General features: G+C 67.2%; 18 protein-coding genes. All 18 read right to left on the reverse strand.

Features of this window, described 5'->3' with window-relative positions:
* Window positions 1-26: 26 nt before the first annotated feature.
* Window positions 27-695 carry an alanine racemase gene (locus MK181_06715; protein ID MCH2419491.1) on the reverse strand — a complete coding sequence of 223 codons (669 nt, stop codon included), beginning with the start codon at window positions 693-695 and terminating at the stop codon, window positions 27-29.
* The gene (locus tag MK181_06720) at window positions 692-1,384 is read right to left on the reverse strand and encodes a polyphenol oxidase family protein (protein ID MCH2419492.1); all 693 of its coding nucleotides are present in this window, start codon (window positions 1,382-1,384) and stop codon (window positions 692-694) included. Before MK181_06720 ends, MK181_06715 begins: the two co-directional genes overlap by 4 nt.
* Before the next feature lie 6 nt (window positions 1,385-1,390).
* Window positions 1,391-2,452 carry a cell division protein FtsZ gene (gene ftsZ, locus MK181_06725; protein ID MCH2419493.1) on the reverse strand — a complete coding sequence of 354 codons (1,062 nt, stop codon included), beginning with the start codon at window positions 2,450-2,452 and terminating at the stop codon, window positions 1,391-1,393.
* A 177-nt stretch (window positions 2,453-2,629) separates the two neighbouring features.
* Window positions 2,630-3,424 (reverse strand): FtsQ-type POTRA domain-containing protein, encoded by a 795-nt coding sequence (locus tag MK181_06730; GenBank protein ID MCH2419494.1) that lies wholly within the window; start codon window positions 3,422-3,424, stop codon window positions 2,630-2,632.
* Window positions 3,424-4,359 carry a UDP-N-acetylmuramate dehydrogenase gene (gene murB, locus MK181_06735; protein ID MCH2419495.1) on the reverse strand — a complete coding sequence of 312 codons (936 nt, stop codon included), beginning with the start codon at window positions 4,357-4,359 and terminating at the stop codon, window positions 3,424-3,426. Before murB ends, MK181_06730 begins: the two co-directional genes overlap by 1 nt.
* Window positions 4,349-5,731: a UDP-N-acetylmuramate--L-alanine ligase gene (gene murC, locus MK181_06740; protein ID MCH2419496.1), complete on the reverse strand. Its 1,383-nt coding sequence runs from the start codon at window positions 5,729-5,731 to the stop codon at window positions 4,349-4,351. Before murC ends, murB begins: the two co-directional genes overlap by 11 nt.
* Complete coding sequence (murG, locus tag MK181_06745) at window positions 5,724-6,827, reverse strand: undecaprenyldiphospho-muramoylpentapeptide beta-N-acetylglucosaminyltransferase (protein MCH2419497.1); 1,104 nt, start codon at window positions 6,825-6,827, stop codon at window positions 5,724-5,726. The genes murC and murG overlap by 8 nt, the downstream gene beginning before the upstream one ends.
* A gap of 50 nt (window positions 6,828-6,877) precedes the next feature.
* Window positions 6,878-8,035 (reverse strand): putative lipid II flippase FtsW, encoded by a 1,158-nt coding sequence (gene ftsW / locus MK181_06750; protein MCH2419498.1) that lies wholly within the window; start codon window positions 8,033-8,035, stop codon window positions 6,878-6,880.
* Complete coding sequence (gene murD / locus MK181_06755; protein MCH2419499.1) at window positions 8,032-9,342, reverse strand: UDP-N-acetylmuramoyl-L-alanine--D-glutamate ligase; 1,311 nt, start codon at window positions 9,340-9,342, stop codon at window positions 8,032-8,034. The genes ftsW and murD overlap by 4 nt, the downstream gene beginning before the upstream one ends.
* Window positions 9,339-10,385 (reverse strand): phospho-N-acetylmuramoyl-pentapeptide-transferase, encoded by a 1,047-nt coding sequence (gene mraY / locus MK181_06760; GenBank protein MCH2419500.1) that lies wholly within the window; start codon window positions 10,383-10,385, stop codon window positions 9,339-9,341. Before mraY ends, murD begins: the two co-directional genes overlap by 4 nt.
* The gene (locus tag MK181_06765) at window positions 10,382-11,791 is read right to left on the reverse strand and encodes a UDP-N-acetylmuramoyl-L-alanyl-D-glutamate--2,6-diaminopimelate ligase (GenBank protein ID MCH2419501.1); all 1,410 of its coding nucleotides are present in this window, start codon (window positions 11,789-11,791) and stop codon (window positions 10,382-10,384) included. Before MK181_06765 ends, mraY begins: the two co-directional genes overlap by 4 nt.
* Before the next feature lies 1 nt (window position 11,792).
* The gene (locus MK181_06770) at window positions 11,793-13,661 is read right to left on the reverse strand and encodes a penicillin-binding protein 2 (protein ID MCH2419502.1); all 1,869 of its coding nucleotides are present in this window, start codon (window positions 13,659-13,661) and stop codon (window positions 11,793-11,795) included.
* Window positions 13,658-14,074: a septum formation initiator family protein gene (locus tag MK181_06775; protein MCH2419503.1), complete on the reverse strand. Its 417-nt coding sequence runs from the start codon at window positions 14,072-14,074 to the stop codon at window positions 13,658-13,660. Before MK181_06775 ends, MK181_06770 begins: the two co-directional genes overlap by 4 nt.
* Window positions 14,071-15,030 carry a 16S rRNA (cytosine(1402)-N(4))-methyltransferase RsmH gene (gene rsmH, locus MK181_06780; protein ID MCH2419504.1) on the reverse strand — a complete coding sequence of 320 codons (960 nt, stop codon included), beginning with the start codon at window positions 15,028-15,030 and terminating at the stop codon, window positions 14,071-14,073. The genes MK181_06775 and rsmH overlap by 4 nt, the downstream gene beginning before the upstream one ends.
* 248 nt (window positions 15,031-15,278) lie before the next feature.
* On the reverse strand, window positions 15,279-15,704 hold the full coding sequence (locus MK181_06785; protein MCH2419505.1) for a hypothetical protein: 426 nt from the start codon (window positions 15,702-15,704) through the stop codon (window positions 15,279-15,281).
* Window positions 15,705-15,954: 250 nt separating this feature from the next.
* Complete coding sequence (locus MK181_06790) at window positions 15,955-16,605, reverse strand: hypothetical protein (GenBank protein ID MCH2419506.1); 651 nt, start codon at window positions 16,603-16,605, stop codon at window positions 15,955-15,957.
* Window positions 16,606-16,611: 6 nt separating this feature from the next.
* On the reverse strand, window positions 16,612-16,887 hold the full coding sequence (locus tag MK181_06795; protein ID MCH2419507.1) for a hypothetical protein: 276 nt from the start codon (window positions 16,885-16,887) through the stop codon (window positions 16,612-16,614).
* Window positions 16,884-17,774 (reverse strand): ROK family protein, encoded by an 891-nt coding sequence (locus MK181_06800; GenBank protein MCH2419508.1) that lies wholly within the window; start codon window positions 17,772-17,774, stop codon window positions 16,884-16,886. Before MK181_06800 ends, MK181_06795 begins: the two co-directional genes overlap by 4 nt.

Genomic DNA, 17,774 nt, shown 5'->3' on the forward strand with positions numbered 1-17,774 from the left:
CCGATGAGGACACCAGCGGTCCCCAGTCAGCGCCCACCCCGAGGAGGACGGTCTCCGAAAAGTGCCCGACCGACCCGAACCAGAGTCGAGCCGCTCGCCACGGCCTGTTCGAGGTCTTCGGTCATCCCCATCGAGCGCTCTACGAGACCCAGTGCGTCGGCCAGGTCAGCCACCACCCGGAAGGCCCGACCGGTGGCCGCGGTATCGCCCTGGGCGCCGACCGTCATCAGGCCGTCGACCTGAAGCCCTGCATCCAGGGCCTGCCCGACCAGGTCCTCCACGGCGCCGGGCGGGCAGCCTCCCTTGCCGGGAAGGCCGAGCGGATCGACCTGCACCATGATCCGGTCTCCCGGAGCTCGTCGGGCGATCTCGGACACCAGGGTCGGCCGATCCACGGTCTGCCAGACCGCCACCCGTCCGGCCAGGCGTCGAACCTTATTGCGCTGGACGCTACCGATGACGTGCCACGCCACGTCCCAGCCAGCCAGGGCGTCGTCCTTGGCCAGGATCTCCTGGGCGTAATTCTCCCCCACCGCGCTGTGTCCAGCGGCCAACACCGCTTCCACAGCCTCCGGTCCGAATGCCTTGGTCACCGGGAGGAGGCGGGTCCGTCCGCCGCTTAGGTTGGCCAGCCGTTCCTCGAGGTCATGGATACGGTCGGCAACCGCTGTTGGGTCGATCGAAGGACCGCTCACCGTGCCTCCTCCAGAACGACCACCATGGCCTGGCGACAGGCGGTCCCGGTTCCCCGGTAGGACCAATAACGGTCATCGCACGACGTACAGGTGCCGTCGGCTATCGCCACTGGGATCGACAGGCCGTCAAGCACCGCCCGGACTCCTGCCGCCAGATCGGCGGCCGGCTGACCGTCGCTCGTCCGGGACCGAACAGATGGTCCAAGCCGATCCACAAGGTTCTGGAGGTCATCCTGCCCGAACTCATAGCAGCAGGCACCGATGTGTGGGCCTACGACGGCCTCCACTGCCCTACCTCCCCGGGCCCGGACCGCCTCGGCGGTCTGTTCCAGGACGCCGTCGGCCAGGCCCCTCCAACCCGCGTGTGCAATGGCCACCACCCCGGTGGGCGAGATAAGGGCCACCGGTACACAGTCCGCCACCTGGACGGACAAAGGGGCAACGGTTGTCGCCGTTACGAGGGCATCGGCCGACCTACCGGAACCCGCACCGGGTTCGGACACGTCGACCACTGTGGTTCCGTGGACCTGGTGAAGCCACGCCCACGGGCCAGCCACGACCGCCTTACGGCGGAAGGTCAGTACATCCTCCGGGCCGCCGACGGCCAGATCGCCGTCGGCGGCCTCGGACATGACGACCCGGGCCGTTTGGCCCGACGGGAGACTCCGTCGGACCAGTTCCCGGGCCATCGGCCCCTACCTGAGAAAGCTCGGTACGTCCAGGTCGTCGCCGCCATCGGCGAACACGTCGCTGATGGCGTCGGAACCGGGGATCGGGTTAACCGGTGCAGCGGACGGGCGATCGCCATCCCACCGGTCGAAGCCAGCGGCGATCACCGTCACCCGTACGGTGCTGCCCATCTCGTCGTCAACCACAGTCCCGAAGATGATGTTGGCGTCGGGGTGGGCCACGCCGTGGACCACGCTGGCCGCCTCGTTGACCTCAAACAGGCCGAGGTCACGTGGACCGGAGATGTTCAGGAGAATCCCGCGAGCACCCTCAATCGAAGCTTCCAGTAGTGCGCTTGAGATGGCCTTGCGGGCCGCGTTCAGGGCCCTGCCATCGCCGGTGGCTTCTCCCACACCCATCAGGGCTGACCCGGCGTCCTTCATGACCATCTTCACGTCGGCGAAGTCGGTGTTGATCAGGCCGGGAGTGGTGATCAGCGTCGTGATTCCCTGGACGCCCTGGAGAAGGATCTCGTCGGCAGTGTCGAAAGCGTTCAGCAGTGGTGTCGACTCGTCAGAGATGTCGAGAAGCCGATCGTTGGGGATGACTATCTGTGTATCGACCTTGTCCTTGAGGTGAACGATGCCTTGCTCTGCCTGTACGGAGCGCCGACGGCCCTCGAAACCGAATGGCCGTGTCACCACACCGATTGTCAGGGCACCGGCAGCCTTCGCCACCTCGGCCACGATGGGGGCTCCACCGGTTCCGGTGCCTCCACCCTCGCCCGCCGTGATGAAGACCATGTCGGCGCCCTCTAGCGCTTCCTCGATCTCTGCCCGGTGCTCCTCAGCAGCCTGGCGTCCGATCTCTGGGTCACTCCCGGCGCCGAGACCCCGGGTGAGATTTCTCCCGATATCTAACTTCACGTCAGCGTCACTCATAAGAAGTGCCTGGGCGTCGGTATTCACGGCGACAAACTCGACCCCCTTCAGGCCGGCATCGATCATTCGGTTGATGGCGTTCACGCCGCCACCACCGATGCCGACGACCTTGATCACGGCCAAGTAGTTCTGTGGGTTCCCCACCATCAGTGTCGTCCTGTTTCCTCGTGGTCCGGAGACGGGTTGATCCCGTACCCTAAAGTAAAGGTTGAGGGTTTGGTCCTCGACCTCGTTCAGTGGTCAGAAGACTACGAGTGGTGGTCGTTCATCGTCAACCCGGCGGGGAAACTCCTCGTGATCCAGCGCGTGGTGCGACAACGCTCCTTAGCCGCAGCGAACTTCGTCTCGTCGGACCACCGGGTTCTCATGGATCGACACGTCGATCGACACCACACACCCAAGTACCACTCGAGACAAGATGGTTGTAAGCGACCGCATCTCGTCCCGGTAGTCGTCGCCCCGACCTAGGTCAGCGTCCACCCCACCGACCAGTTCAGCGCGGACACCGCTTCCCGCTGGAACCAACGCCACGATCCACGCCCTTAAGTCGGCCGTCACCGCCGAGGCTGCCTCAAGCAAAGGGCCGATCCCCGTCACCCGGGTGCCCTCCGCCCCCAACCGATCCACCCGAATAGTCGGCAGATCAGCTTCTGGAATCACTGGAGTCTCCAGGACCGTGGCCGAACCGTCCAGCAATGCCCATCGCCCCGTCGGGTCCACCGCATTGACCACCGCCTGACGCTCCACGAACCAGATCCGCACTGTGCCCGGCCAGTCACGCACCACCTTGGCCTCGGCCACCCAGGGAAGGGTGGCCACGCGATGGGCCGCTACTTCCGATGACACGTCGACCATGGGCTCACCCGTCCGGATTCCGCTCACCTCGACGACCAACAGCCGGTCCAGCCGGTCACCTACGCCGTCGACCAGCACTTCGTCCACGTCCAGGAGGACGGACCGGGTCGCTGCGAACGCTCCGACAGTCAGGACGACCAGGGCCAGCAGGGACCACACCCACCAGAGGCGCCGAACCGCTGGCTGTTCCTCGACGGACTCAGCCTCCACTTTGTCCGGAGAGCCCGGCTCATCGGTGGGGCTGGCTGGCGGATGGTCGTCCATCAGGGCTGACCGGCAAAGCCGACAATCATCGTTTCGGCTTCTAACCGGATGCCGTGCACCTCGATCACCCGACGGGCCACCACGTCCATCAGGGCCACCACGTCGTCGGCCGATCCACCCTCGTCCACCTGGATGAAGTTGGCGTGGCGTTCCGATACCGATGCCGAACCGAACCGCCAACCCTTCAGGCCGGCCTCGTCGATCAACCGGCCCGCCGAGTCACCAACCGGGTTGGTGAACACTGATCCAGCGTTCTGCCCTCCGGGCTGGTTCTCGCGTCTCCAGCGCACTACATCGGCGAGCCTCTCCTCACCGGAGGCCGTGTCCCCAACCGTCAGAGCGATGGTGGCTTCCACGACAACCTCAGCCTGCTCAATGGACGACGACCGGTAGCCCAGCGACAGATCCGCGACGGTCCGACGTCGCCCCTCCCCCGTCGCCAGGTCCACAGTGTCCGCCGACACGAGGCTCGACGCCATGTCCGACCCATGACCCCCGGCATTCATCCGGACCGCTCCACCCAACGAACCCGGTACGCCCACCGCCCACTCGAAGCCAGTGAGGGATTGGGCCACCGTCCAACGGGCAAGGACTGGCAGGCTCACCCCAGCGCCTGCCACCACCGTGGTCTCATCCGCTCGAACCTTCTCGAAGGCCTGGCCCAACTGCAAGGCCAGCCCACCGAATCCGGCGTCGGCCACAAGCAGGTTGGAGCCCCGACCCACGACCAGGACCGGAATGCCGGCCGAGGCCACGCCGGCAGCCACCGCCTCCAACTCCGATCGGTCGACCGGTCGAACAAAGCGCGCTGCGCGACCTCCCGCCCGGTAGGTGGTCATGGGGCCAATCGGATGATCCACCAGGATCCCCCCGGCCAGCTCCACCCCCACCATGGCCTGGTCGAACCTCACTACCGCTTCGAGGTCAGGAGTCATAAAGGCGCTGCCTGAGGTCGTCGGGAACCGCGGTCAGGTCCCCGGCGCCCATGGTCAGGCAGAGGTCCCCCTCCCGGAGTTCTCCCACCAAGGCGTCAAGTAGGTCTTCGCGTCGCTCCACGTACCTCACATCACTCCCAGGGCGGTCGCGCAGAACGGCGTCGACAATCAGGCGCCCGGACACCCCCGGCCGTGGAGCCTCGCCGGATGGGTAGACGTCAGTCACGAAAATGACGTCCGAGCCGTCAAACGCCCCTCCGAACGAGGACCACAGGGACTCGGTCCGCGAATACCTGTGGGGCTGGAATACCGAGACTATTCGGCCAAACCCTCCCGCCCGGGACGCCTCCACAGTCGCCGCCACCTCGGTGGGCAGGTGGGCGTAGTCATCAACGAGTACCACGCCGCCTGCCCGTCCCCGGTGCTCGAAGCGTCGAGCCACCCCGCCGAACCGAGCCAGGGCGCCGACCACTGCTTCCGGATCGGCACCTACGTGACGAGCGGCCGCAGCGGCTGTCGCTGCGTTGCGGGCGTTGTGAAGGCCGGGAACTGGCAGGACAATTTCCAGCGATCCTCCTACAGGATCCGACAGGCTGAAGCGGACCCCCTCCCACGACTCTTCCACTGCCGAGATGACCCAGTCGGCACCATCGGCTGTCCCCACCGTCTCGGCGCCGTGCCGACCAGCAAGAGCCGCCCCCTCCTGGTCGTCTGAACCGACCACCACCGGACCGTCCACGGCATCCACGAACCGGTCGAAGGCCTCCACAAGAGATTGGAAGCCGCCGTGGTGCTCTAGGTGGTCGGGCTCCAGGTTGGTAACTACCCCGTACTGAGTAGAGAGTTCTAGAAAGGAGCTGTCGCTCTCATCGGCCTCCACCACGAACAGCTCGCCTTCGTCCCACGCCGCTCCGGTGCCAATTTCGTTGACGTCGCCTCCGATCACGAACGACGGTCGTAGCCCGGCTTCTCTTAGCACTAAGGCCAGCATCGACGAGGTAGTCGTTTTGCCGTGGGTCCCGGCCACGGCCACGGTGTCCCGGAGGGTGCTCACAGCACCCAGCACTTCGGCTCGACTGAGGAGAGGGAGGCCGCGCTCAACGGCCTTTCGGCACTCCGGGTTGGTGTCGGGCACCGCTGTAGAACGGGTCACGAACGCTACGTCGCCCAAGTTGTCCGCCGCGTGCCCGACCCGTACGTCTACCCCTAGGGCGGAGAGTCGATCGAGGCCCGAGGAGGCCTTCAGGTCGGACCCGCTCACCGAGTGACCCATGGTCGCCAGCACCTCGGCGATGGCACTCATCCCGGCTCCGCCCACACCAATCACATGCACGCTCGTCGGCCGCGAGAGGTCAGGGACCCAGTCAGCCATAAGGCTCATCCTCTCGCCGGGAGGCCGCGTGGTGGGCGATGATTCCCGCTACCCGTTCGGCGGCATCGGGCTTCGACGCCGCCGAGGCCGCTATCGACATGGCCCGGCGCCTCCCCGGGTCGGCCAGCAGCGAGGCCACCAGGTTCCCCAAGTCTCCTTCCTTGAGGCGGTCGTCTTCAAAGAAGACCCCGCCCCCAGCATCAGCGTGCTGCCGGGCGTTGGCCGTCTGGTGGTCGCCGGGAGCCCCTGGGAGGGGCACCAACACCGCCGGCACCCCGAGGACGGCCAACTCGGCCACCGTGGTAGCTCCTGAACGGCAGACGACCAGGTCGGCGGCGGCCAGGACGGTTGGTAGGTCGTGCTCGTAGTCCACCGGCCGGTAGTCCACCCCGGTGGGGTACTCCGAAGCCTGCTCCCCGGCCAACCAGCCTCGGGGACCCACGACGTGTCGGATGACCACGGCGCCACTGGTCCAGCCCTCCACCAGGTCAACTACGGCACGGTTGAGTCGCCGCGCCCCCAACGAACCCCCGAAAGCGACTACCAGAGGGCGGTCATCCAGCCCAAGGGAACGACGGGCCTCCTCGCTCTGACCCACCAAGGATCGGACCTCAGACCGAACCGGATTGCCGGTGAGTTCGGCGCGGGGCAGGTCGGTGTTGGGGAAGGAGATCGCACAGGCTCGGGCGAATCGCCCAAGCAGGCGGTTCGCCGCTCCGGGTACCGCGTTCTGTTCGGCGACCACTAGGGGGATCCGTAACAGGACCGCCGCTACCCCACAGGGAACGCTGGCGTAGCCGCCAAGCGAGACGACGACCCGGGGCCTGTGGCGGGCCAGCAGCAGGACAGCGCGGAACATTCCGACCAGCAGCCCCAGCACCGCCACCACGTTGGCCGGGGTAAACCGGCGTCGAATTCCTCGACCAGGCAGCACGGTCAGGCCGAAGCCCGCCGCCGGTACCAGATCCACCTCGATGCCACGACGGCTTCCGACCATGTGGACCTCGTGTCGTCCGGCTGCCACGCCGGTGGAGACCAGCGCCTCGGCGACGGCGAGCCCGGGCAGGACGTGGCCGGCCGTCCCGCCTCCCGCCACTACAAACCCCCCACGACAGATCCCTTGCGGCCGAAGCTCCGGTTCTGGACTCATGGCGTCTGGCGAGCGATGTTCAGCAAGATCCCGAACGCCGTGAGACTCAGAATGGTGGAACTGCCGCCATAGGACACAAATGGGAGAGGTACTCCGGTGATGGGGAGAAGGCCGAGGACGGCACCGATGTTCACGAAGGCCTGGATAAGGATCCAAGAGGTGATCCCGGCCGCCAACAGCTGTCCGAAGCGGTCTGGGGCTCGCAGCGCCGTGGAGAGACCCATCACGCCGAGGACTAGGTAGGCCAGGATCACTGCCATAGCAGCGAGAAACCCGAGCTCCTCGGCCACGATGGCGAAGATGAAGTCGGTTTGGGCGAAGGGCAGGAAGCCCCATTTGGCCCGGCTGGCGCCAAGACCCGCCCCCCAGAGGCCCCCACTGGAGATGGCCACTCCGGCCTGGATGGTCTGCCAACCCGTGTTCAGAGGATCATTCCAGGGATCAAAGAGGGAGAACAGTCGGTCCCGCCGGTAGCTGGCACTCATGCTCATCCCGGCCACCAGCCCTAGGCCCACTGTGCCGGTCACGAGCAAGGCGTCCAACCGAAGGCCGGCGAAGAACAGGAGCGACGCCACGATGGCAGCCAGGACCACCGTCGTTCCAAGGTCTGGTTCGAGGAAGACGAGGCCGCCAACACCCATCAGTACGACGAGCATGGGCCACAGTGTCAGGCGGGTGGACCCTGACGACCGGTTCGCCAGCAGGTTGGCCCCGAACACGATGACGGCCAACTTGGCGAACTCCGACGGCTGGAAGGTGACGTCCCGAACACCAAGCCACCGGGCCGAACCGTTGACCCGGGTACCCACCCCGGGGATCAGGACCAACACCAGCAGCACCACAGCCAGGATGAGTCCGGGTCGGGCTAGGTGGCGTAGGCGGCGGTAGTCGAACCGCAGGGCAGTAAACAGACCGGCTAGCCCAAGGGCCACCCATACCACCTGGCGGCGCAGGTGGTACCAGGCGTCGTCGTAGTCCCGAAGGTCCGAAACCGACGAGGACGAGAGGACCATGACCATGCCCAAGAGGCCCAGGAGCATGGCCGTCGACCAGAGAACCAGGAACCGGACCGAGCGCCCGGAACCGGCACGAACAGGCCCCGTCGGCCTGGAGGTAGCCCGGTCGGCGGCCACCTTTTCCCGCGCCGCACTCACCGCCCTACCGTCCCTGCCAGGGCACCGACCAGTCGCTGGAAGTCCCGGCCCCTTTCGTCGTACGAGCCGTACCAGTCGAAAGAGGAGCAGCCCGGTGAAAGCAGCACGGTTCCCGTCCCATCTGCCAACCGATGAGCTAGGGAAACCGCCTCGTCCATGCTCTCCGCGGTCACCACCGGACAGCGGCCCTCGTAGACGACCACCACGGCGCCGGCCGCCTCTCCGATGGCCACCACGGCTCGCGGACACCCCTCGGCCAGGGGTGCCAGGTCCAGTCCCTTATTTCGCCCTCCGGCGATAAGCACCGCCCCGGTGAGTCCAGCTAATGCGGCCAGGGTGGCGTGGGGTGTGGTGGCCTTGCTGTCGTCCACATAGCGGACCCCGGCCACCTCAGCCACGAAGGCCATTCGGTGGGCTAGACCCGTGAAGCCAGTCAACGACCCGGCACAGGCCTCCGTCGTGGCCCCAGCCCGGACGGCCAGCGCACAGGCCGCCTGAGCGTTCAGGAGGTCATGAGGCATGGTGCGCGGTAGGTCGGCCACTGCCACCACCTCATTCCCGTCCAACATCAAGCGTCCCCCTTCCACGCGGCAGTCAGCGTCGTCAGTCCCGAAGCCGGTGGCGCCCGGTGGAGCGTGGGCGGCCACCACGGGGTCAGCCAGATTGGCCACCGCGTCGGCCGGCGACCCGATCCCCTCCCATACCCGGGCTTTGGCCGCCTCGTAGGCCGCTAGGTCGGCGTGGACGTCCAGGTGGTCGGGGGCGAAGTTCAGCCACGCCGCCGGGGTGGCCCGGAAACGTTCAGCATGGCCCAGGCGAAACGAAGACGCCTCGACGACGAAGGCATCGGCCTCCGGATCTTCGATGGCCGCCACCAACGGGGTGTCGGTATTACCGGCCAGGACGACCCGTCGCCCCGAACGCTCGAGCATGTCGGCCACCAGGGTGACCACGGTGGTCTTGCCGTTCGTTCCCGTCACCGCGTACCGGGGTCGGTCGTCCCAACGGAAGGCCAGGTCCGACTCATCAAGCACAGCCACCCCAGCCGTCCGCGCCGCCGCGAAGACCGGGTGGCGGTCCGGCACACCGGGAGCTATCACCACTTCGTTGACCTGCCCCACCAGCTCAGGCCACGAGCCGGGTCGAGGCGCCTCCACTAACTCAATACCCAAGCGGACCGCACAGGCCCGGGCCTCGTCACCGGGAGCGTCGTCCACAGCCAGAGTGTCGATCTCGCGCCGGGCCAGCGCCTCCAGAGCGGCCCGGCCGGCCACGCCCAGCCCGAGAACCAGTACGCGGCTGCTCACTGGCCGATCATGCCGGTCACCCCAGTGGCGATGGAGTCGGCATAGAAAATACCAAGACCAACTGCCGTACACAGGCCGGACATGATCCAAAACCGGATGATGACAGTGGTCTCGGGAAGACCTCCCAACTCAAAGTGATGGTGGATCGGGGCCATGCGGAACACCCGACGCCCCCCGAACAGCCGGTAGCTACCAACCTGGAGGATGACAGAAACCGTCTCGACCACGAACAACCCGGCCACGACTGGAAGCAGCAGATGGGTGTTGGTGGCCAGAGCCAGGGCAGCCAGGCCGGTACCGATGGCCAGCGACCCCGTGTCTCCCATGAAGATCCGGGCCGGAGCGGCGTTCCACCACAGAAAGCCCAGGCAGCCCCCGGCCATCGCCGCGGCGACCACCGCCAGATCCAGGGCGTGGGCCACGTCGTAGGTCTCCGGATACCGGAACTGCCAAAACCCCACCACCGTGTAGGCACCGAAGCAGAACGTTCCAGCGCCAGCGGCCAGTCCGTCCAAGCCGTCCGTAAGGTTCACCGCGTTGGCTGAACCAGTAATGAGGAGGACGGCCCAGACCGCCCACAGGGCGGAACCCATCTCCAGGCCAGGCTGGTCGAACCGGGTGAACGAGAGCTGGGTGTGGGTCGGCGCATGCTCCAGCATCAGAACCGCGAACGCGGCCGCCACCCCGAGGAGCCCGAGCATCTTGGCCCGCTTACTGAGCCCCAAGCTGCGCTCACGAACGACCTTGATCCAGTCATCTACCAGGCCAACAGCACCCGCCCCGATGATGGCCAGCATCACGAAGATCCCGCTCCGCGTATAGATCCCCCGGTAGAGGTCGCTGAGGACGTAGCCCAAAAACGCCCCGCCAACGATGGCAAGGCCGCCCATGGTGGGGGTCCCCGCCTTGGTGGCGTGGCCCTCGGGGCCATCGTCGCGGATGGGCTGGCCTATCCGGAGTCGGGTTAGCCACCCGATCAATAGCCGAGTACCGAGTAGGGCGGTGGCCATAGCGATCGCCGCCGCCAGGAGTAGCCGGATCATCCGTCACCCCGGCCCACGGCGAGCACGTCCCACTCCTCTCGGGCGACGATCCGGTCGTCGAACGAGATCCTCTCGTCGCCCAGCTCCTGAACGTCCTCGTGTCCCCGACCGGCTAGGAGTACCAGGTCCGTGCGGCCGGCTAGCCCCAGGGCTCCGGAGATGGCCCGGCGTCGGTCTGGTTCAACGAGGGTTGGCGGGCGTTCCATCCCTGTAAGGATGTCCGCGATCACCCCCTCGGGTGGTTCACCCCGCGGGTTATCCGAGGTCACGACGACCTGGTCGGCCCCGTTCTCAGCCACCCGGCCCATCTCTGGCCGCTTACCCCTGTCCCGGTCACCACCACAGCCGAAGACCACCAGGACATTGCCCGTCGTCATCTCGCGGGCCGTGGCCAGTGCATGGGTGAGGGCGTCGGGCGTGTGGGCGTAGTCCACGACCACCTGGGGTCCACCTTCCAGGGCCACCAACTCGAACCGGCCGGGAATCGGACGGGCGGCAGCCAGCCCCTCGACCACCGTGTCCTCATGGATGCCCAACACGGCGGATAGCTCGGCGGCCACCAGGGCGTTAGCCACGGTAAATCGACCACCGGTGTTCACCATGATCGTCCGGCTCCGCCAGCCGAAACGAACTCCATCCGGGCCCACCACCACATCCGAAGGCTCTCCGACCTCGACCACCGTCATCGCAGCTTCCCGGGCCCGATCGGCCATCCGGCGTCCCGCCTGGCCAGTGATGGCCACCACTGCATGGTCAGCGAAGGTCCCGTTGAACAGTCGCGCCTTGGCAACCTCGTAATCGTCCATCGATTCGTGGTAGTCCAAGTGATCCCGGCTGAGGTTGGTGAAGGCCACGGCAGTGAAGGTCGTCCCGTCGACCCGGTGTTGCGACAGGGCGTGGGAGGAAACCTCGATAGCTGCCGCATCAACGCCCGTCGCCACCCAGGAGCGCAGGAGGGGCTGAAGGTCGGTGGCTTCCGGGGTCGTGCGGCCACCGGACAGAGTTCCGTGGGTCGCCGTGGTCCGGCCAGCACATTCGAGGACGGCGTCCAGGAGGTGGACCACGCTGGTCTTACCGTTCGTCCCGGTGACTCCGACCAGGTCGAGGTCACGAGAGGGCCATCCCTCAGCCGCCGCCACTAGGTGAGGCATGGCTCTCCGGACCGAATTGACGATGACCACGGGCACCGGGAGGTCCAACGGCCGCTCGGCAAGCACGGCCGCCGCTCCCGCCGTCACCGCTCCCTCGGCAAAGTCGTGTCCGTCGTGGGTGTCACCGGGTACACAGCAGAAGAGGTCGCCAGCGACCACGACACGCGAGTCGTGTGCGACGCGGTCCACTTCGGGGCCTCCGCCCTCTACCGGATCGTCGAGCCCGGCCGAGCGGAGCAGCGCCTCCAGGCGCACCTCAGCCTCCGGTCGTGGCCCCGGCGGCCTCAAGACGGGCTGCCTCGGCCGCTTCGACGAGGATTCGGTTGCGGGCCGGAGTCATGGCCATCACGCGACCAGCATGGTCCAAGCCGACCCGCTCGTCGACCGACGGAATTCGCAGTTGGCGAACTGCGAACCGGGCGAACTCGGCGAACACTGGGGCCGCCGCCCGCCCTCCCGAGTAGCTGTGCGCAGCCGGCTCGTCGACAACCACCAGCACTGCCAGCCGGGGTGCCTCTGCTGGGAGGAAGCCGGCGAAGCTGGCTACGTAGGTCCGGTCACCTTTGCTGCCGTATCCCCCAGACGAATGTGGTTTCCATGCCGTACCGGTTTTGCCGGCGACGCGATAGCCGGTCACTTGGGCCCTCGTCCCGGTACCCGACTCCACCACCTGCTCCATCATGGCCACCACCTCGGAGGCGACGGCAGCCGGTACGACAGTCATCGATGGCCGAACACGACGGGGGCTGAACACCCCACCATCGTCTCGCGTTCCGAGCACCAAGGTGGGCGCGGGCCTGATTCCGCCGTTGGCCAGGGTGGCGTAGGCGGTCAGCATCTGGAGCGGGGTGACGGCCACCCCCTGGCCGATTGCGATGGTGGGCAGCGACGTACCGGACCAGCGCCCCACCGGTTCCAGGATTCCCCGGGCCTCCCCTGGGAAATCCAGGTCGGTCACCGACCCCAGTCCGAACTCCCGAAACTCTTCGTGGAGAGCCTCCGGACCTAGGTCCTGAGCCCACAGGATGGTGCCCACGTTGGAGGATCGACGGACAATGTCGGCCACCGTGAGTTCCTCGGGGTCGTGTGCTGGGGTGTCCTTAAAGGTGGCGTCGTGGACCTCCAGGCGTCCCGGTACCTCGCGTACGGTCGCGGGGGCGGCTACTGCCCCGTTCAGGATGGCCGAGAAGGTCAGGGGCTTGATGATGGAGCCCGGCTCGTAGGTCCAGGTGACGGCCCTGTGTTCGCTGGAGATTCCGACCCGACCGTCCTCGTCTCTCCGGACTGTGGTCGAGGCCAGGATCTGCCCGGTCGCCGGGTCCATAGCCACCAGGACTCCACCCTCGGCGTCGGCCCGCTCCACCCCCTCAATCAGCAGCCTCTCCGCCTCAAACTGGAGGGCCCGATCCAAGGTCAGGACCAGGGTTCGTCCGTGGGCGGCAGGCTCCACCGAATACTCGCCACCCGGGATGGAGACGCCCTGGAGTCCCCTCTCCACGATCTTTTCGCCATCGGTTCCCGACAGGAGACTGTCGTAAACCAGCTCCATGCCGCTAATGCCCTTGGCGTCGATGTCCGTCCGACCCAGGACGGCCAGAGCCGAGTCGCCACCCGGCCGGACCCGCGCTCGTTCCTCGTCGAAGTAAACGCCGGTCACGCCCAACCGAAGGGTCGCTGCGGCCACCTCGTCGGAGACCTGGCGTCCCAACCAGACGAACTGAGAATCCCTGGATAGCCGCTCCTCGAGCAGCGACACGTCGGCGTCCAGAATGCCGGACAGCGTCCGCGCTGCCCTGACCGGGTCCTCCACCTGGAGGGGGTTGGCCCACACTGACGTGCGAGGCACCGAGAGGACGAGATCAACGCCGTTACGGTCCACAATGGCACCCCGGGCCGCTTGGAGAGCAACGGTCTTGATGCGCTGCATCTCGCCGTGAGCCACGAATCGGTCTGGATCGAGGAGCTGCAGGGTGGCCAGGCGCCACCCGAAGAGGCCGGCTATCCCCGCTAAGAGGACACCGACCAGGACCGCTCGACGCCTGAAACGCTGGTAGGTGTCGTACCGGGGAACGTCGATCCCCGCTCCACGCCCACGGGCCGCCAACCCGTCGGGCTGTCGGCTCACCGGGTCGATCCGGAGAAGGGGTCGCCCTCGGGAGCCGCGAGGATGGTCAGCCGGTCGTCGAAAGCCGCCGACGCTAGGTACACGCGGGCCGGCGGGAACACCATGCCTAATCGCCCGTTGGCGACTTCGAGGATCCGACTCGGGCTCTCCAGGCGGGCCACCTCCGCCCGGAGGACTTGGGCCCGTTCGTGGCCGTTCTCCAGTCGTCGCTGGAGGCGATCAAACTCAAACTGTCCGCTGACCACAATGCTGTGAAAAGCCGCCAGGGCCAGCAGGGTGGCGAAAAACCCGACCACGGCCAGCGCTCCGAAGACCCCGACGGCTGGTCCGGTGACCGTCCGTGCCGACGGCCCGGAAACCCGGCGGTCGGTCGTGGTTCGGGGCAGGCGTGCCGGGCTAAGGACGGCAGTCATCGGCGCTCTAGCACTCGGAGGCGTGCGCTGGCAGCCCGCGGGTTATCTCGGGCCTCGTCCTCCGACGGGACACGGCCGGCCCGTCGGGGTAGCACCACGAGGGGGGTCGCCCCACAAGTACACGGCAGCCGACGCGGACAGTTACAGCCGCCAGTGGCTGCCCGGTCGAAACAGTGCTTCACGATACGGTCCTCGCCGGAGTGGTACGACAGAACGGCTCCCCGACCGCTCGGGACCAGCCGTCGGACCGCCTCGTCTAGGGCGGCGCCCAACTGATCCAGTTCGGCGTTCACCTCGATGCGGATGGCCTGGAAGGTGCGCTTCGCTGGGTGCCCACCACGGCGACGCGTCGCGGCGGGAATGGCGTCACGAACGACTTCGGCAAGATGGGCTGTGTCCAACACCGGGCGGGCGGCCACGACAGCACGGGCAATGCGCCGGGCATGGCGCTCGTCGGCATAATCAACGAGCAGGCGGGCTAGGGAACGCTCGTCGTAGCCGTTCACGACGTCGGCCGCCGTCACGGCCTGGCGACGATCCATGCGCATATCCAGCGGTCCCGCCTCCCGGTAGCTAAATCCCCGCTCAACCCGGTCAAGTTGCGGGGAGGAGACGCCCAGGTCAAACAGGAAGCCGGCCAGGTGGGTGACGCCAGCACTGTCCAGCACGGAGCCAAGGTCCATGAAGGCGGCCCGGTGCAGCTCGACCCGGTCACCGAATGGGGCCAGCCGGGAGGTGCTCGCCACCAGCGCCTGGTCATCGCGGTCAAGCCCGAGAACCCGGAGGTCGCCTCTCGTTGCCAGTACGGCTTCGGCGTGACCTCCGCCGCCTACCGTGGCGTCCAGTACCACACCGGACGGCGCGTCTGCCAGAGCTTCCAGGACCTCGGCCACCATGACCGGCCGATGCTCGAAGCCAGCGGGCTGCTCCCCGTTGTCCTCCCCGCCTCGTTTCACCATCGTTCGGTCCGCCGATCCGTGGACCTCGACGAAGCCGGTCCCGATGGCCCGTCCCTCGACCGTCCCCCGATCTGCTGGCGCACGTCGGGATGTCTCCCCGAATCGGGCTGGATGGCAAGCGGGCGGAGTAGGGGCCTCCCATCCTGCGGACCGGGGGACGGTCCAGGGACGAACCGGTCGGTGACCGGTCGTCGTGGTCTGTGGTTGTCGTGGTGCGTACTTCCTCTCGGCCCAAATTCCGTGGGTTAGATCCCGCCGGTCATCCCCATGGCCTCGGCCACCAGACGATCTAGGTCCGGTGCCATGTCCGCCCAGGTAATGGGGTTCCAGATCTCGATCCGGTCGATGGCCCCGCAGACCACCACCTCGTGTTCCAAGCGGGCGAAAGCGCGCAACTTCTCGGGGAGCATCACCCGTCCCTGGGCGTCGGGACTGACCTCCACGGAGCCAGACGAGACGCCGCGGCGCACGTTGGGCTCCAGCTCGCCGGAACGGATCTTTTCCTCGACGCTGGCCACCATCGAGTCGAAGCGCTCCGAGGGCCAAAGGGAAATACAGCCGTCGCCCGGGGAGAGATAGACCACACCGGAGAAGTGGCTCCGGAATCTGGCCGGGAGGACCAGGCGGCCCTTGTCGTCCAGCGAACGCTCGTGGGTTCCCACAATTGCCATGTCCGGTCCCTCCTTCCCTCTCGTCGCTCTGGCCGGACCGATGCGACCGACCGGGGTATAACGTTGTCCCGATTTCCCACATCGCTGACATTATCTGCCATTATATCCCACTTTCTCCCACCAATACAAGGGCGGGCTCCACCCGGCGGAACGTGGGGTTGGAGCTGTCGGCGGGGTACCGGGAACCGGAAGATTTGATCGTTAGGAGGCCTGGGCACCGAAGCGATCCGGTGGGATGGGCTCGGGTGGATCAGGGAAGGTGCGACACAAGGGACTCGACGAGTTCGTCCGGATCCACCCCCACCGGGGTAGCCGCGGCCGCCAGGTCCCGAAGGGCCTCGTCGGTGGGCGTCAGCCCCAGAAGGTCCACCAGGACGTCCGTCGGCCACGCCAGGAGCGCCGTGCACTGGAACCGCGCCCCAAACCGGTCCCTCCGCTGGGAGATACCGACCACCTTGCGGCCGTCCACCAGGACCTCACCGGGCCCTCGGCCGGCGAAGCACACCAGGCCGCCCCACCGGCCCTCATTCAGGGCGCCTCGATGGACCGTCCCGCTAACGCCCAGGTCGGCAAGCGCCGCTCGCCAGACCTCACCCACCCACCAGGCCGACCGACCTACATCGTCATCCCACAACCGGTCCCCTCGGGGCACCAAGAGATCGACCCAGACCACCTCGCCGGGTCGAAGAAGGACCGCTCCCCCACCCGACCGCCGCCGGACCACATCGACACCACCGCGGACAACCACGTCACGCTGGGCGGCACCCAACACCATCGTCGGATGGTCCACCTGATGGACAAGTACAGCCCGACCGTCGATCGGGTCGAGGAGTTCATGGCGTTCGGCCACGGTCCCGGTTGGCCATCGGACGTCCCACGATGACTGGGCAGTTCCGCTCACGGTTGGTCAGCCATCCTCCCGGTGGCCGACGGGTGCCGCGTCCGGAAATCTCCGGACCCACGACAACCACACCACCACGTCACCCGCCGTGGGGGGGGCCTCCGGATCGCCGTACTGGGTAATAACCCGGAAGCGGGCGTAAGGGGCCGCAGGGACGGGGAGGAACGGTGGGCGCCGCCACCACCCCCGACCGGCCAGCCGGACGGTCTGGCGGACGGCCACCGACCAGAGCCACGGCCTAACAGCAACGGCCACAGCCACCCGAACCATCCATCCGTTCACGACGTGCCCTCCACGCCGGTCCCCTCCGGCCTCCGGCGGACGTGGTGCCACAAGGCTGCCGCTCCGACCAGCGGCCCGTCGGCGCCCAGCCCGGCTGGCACGATCTTCGCACCTCGTGTGAATTCCAGCCCACACTCCCGATCCAGGCGCTCCTGGGCCGCTTCGAAAAACGGAGCACCAAAGCCCAGGGCAACCGAGCCAGCCACCACGACCAGGGGGATATCGAGCAGGTTGACCACGGTGGCCACCGCCCGCCCGACTAGGTCTCCAGTCCGACGCCGGACCTCCAGGTCGGCCTCCGAAGCCGGCTGACCGGTCTCCCGTCGGATGGCTGGGCCGGAGGCCAGCGCCTCCAAGCACCCCCGACGCCCGCAGGCGCAATTCGGACCGTCTGGCTCCACCACCACGTGTCCGATGTGGCCAGCATTGCCCGCCGCTCCATCTAGGAGGCGGCCATCTACAACCAGCCCGCCACCCACTCCCGTAGACACCACCATGGCCAGATAGTCCCGTTCGCCGATCGCCGCCCCACACCACCCCTCTCCCAGGGCCAGGGCCTTGGCGTCGTTGTCCACCACCACCGGAAGGCCGGTGTGGTCTGCCAGACGCCCGGCAAGGGCGAAGTCCCGCCACTGCGGAATGTTCAGCGGTGACACCCGGTCCCCACCGGCCGACATTGGGCCTCCGCAGCCGACTCCGATTCCGGCCACTGATTCGGCATCCAGCAGCGGTTCAACAAGATCGGCCAAGGATCCAAAAAGCTCGTCGGCGTCCCGGCCTCCGGTGGGGACACGAGCCTGACTCCGGACCCGCCCATCTGGGTCGATGACGCCGGCAGCCAACTTCGTGCCTCCGACGTCTACGGCCAGGACACGTTCCCGGACCAT

This window comes from Acidimicrobiales bacterium (genome assembly GCA_022452035.1).
Lineage (GTDB): Bacteria > Actinomycetota > Acidimicrobiia > Acidimicrobiales > MedAcidi-G1 > UBA9410.

What these genes read in the sequence shown, in the direction of transcription:
- MK181_06720 (MCH2419492.1), bottom strand. Translation starts at nt 1,384, where the DNA reads ATGGCCCGGGAACTGGTCCGACGGAGTCTCCCGTCGGGCCAAACGGCC.
- ftsZ (MCH2419493.1), bottom strand. Translation starts at nt 2,452, where the DNA reads ATGGTGGGGAACCCACAGAACTACTTGGCCGTGATCAAGGTCGTCGGC.
- MK181_06730 (MCH2419494.1), bottom strand. Translation starts at nt 3,424, where the DNA reads ATGGACGACCATCCGCCAGCCAGCCCCACCGATGAGCCGGGCTCTCCG.
- murB (MCH2419495.1), bottom strand. Translation starts at nt 4,359, where the DNA reads ATGACTCCTGACCTCGAAGCGGTAGTGAGGTTCGACCAGGCCATGGTG.
- murC (MCH2419496.1), bottom strand. Translation starts at nt 5,731, where the DNA reads ATGGCTGACTGGGTCCCTGACCTCTCGCGGCCGACGAGCGTGCATGTG.
- mraY (MCH2419500.1), bottom strand. Translation starts at nt 10,385, where the DNA reads ATGATCCGGCTACTCCTGGCGGCGGCGATCGCTATGGCCACCGCCCTA.
- MK181_06775 (MCH2419503.1), bottom strand. Translation starts at nt 14,074, where the DNA reads ATGACTGCCGTCCTTAGCCCGGCACGCCTGCCCCGAACCACGACCGAC.
- MK181_06785 (MCH2419505.1), bottom strand. Translation starts at nt 15,704, where the DNA reads ATGGCAATTGTGGGAACCCACGAGCGTTCGCTGGACGACAAGGGCCGC.
- MK181_06800 (MCH2419508.1), bottom strand. Translation starts at nt 17,774, where the DNA reads ATGGTCCGGGAACGTGTCCTGGCCGTAGACGTCGGAGGCACGAAGTTG.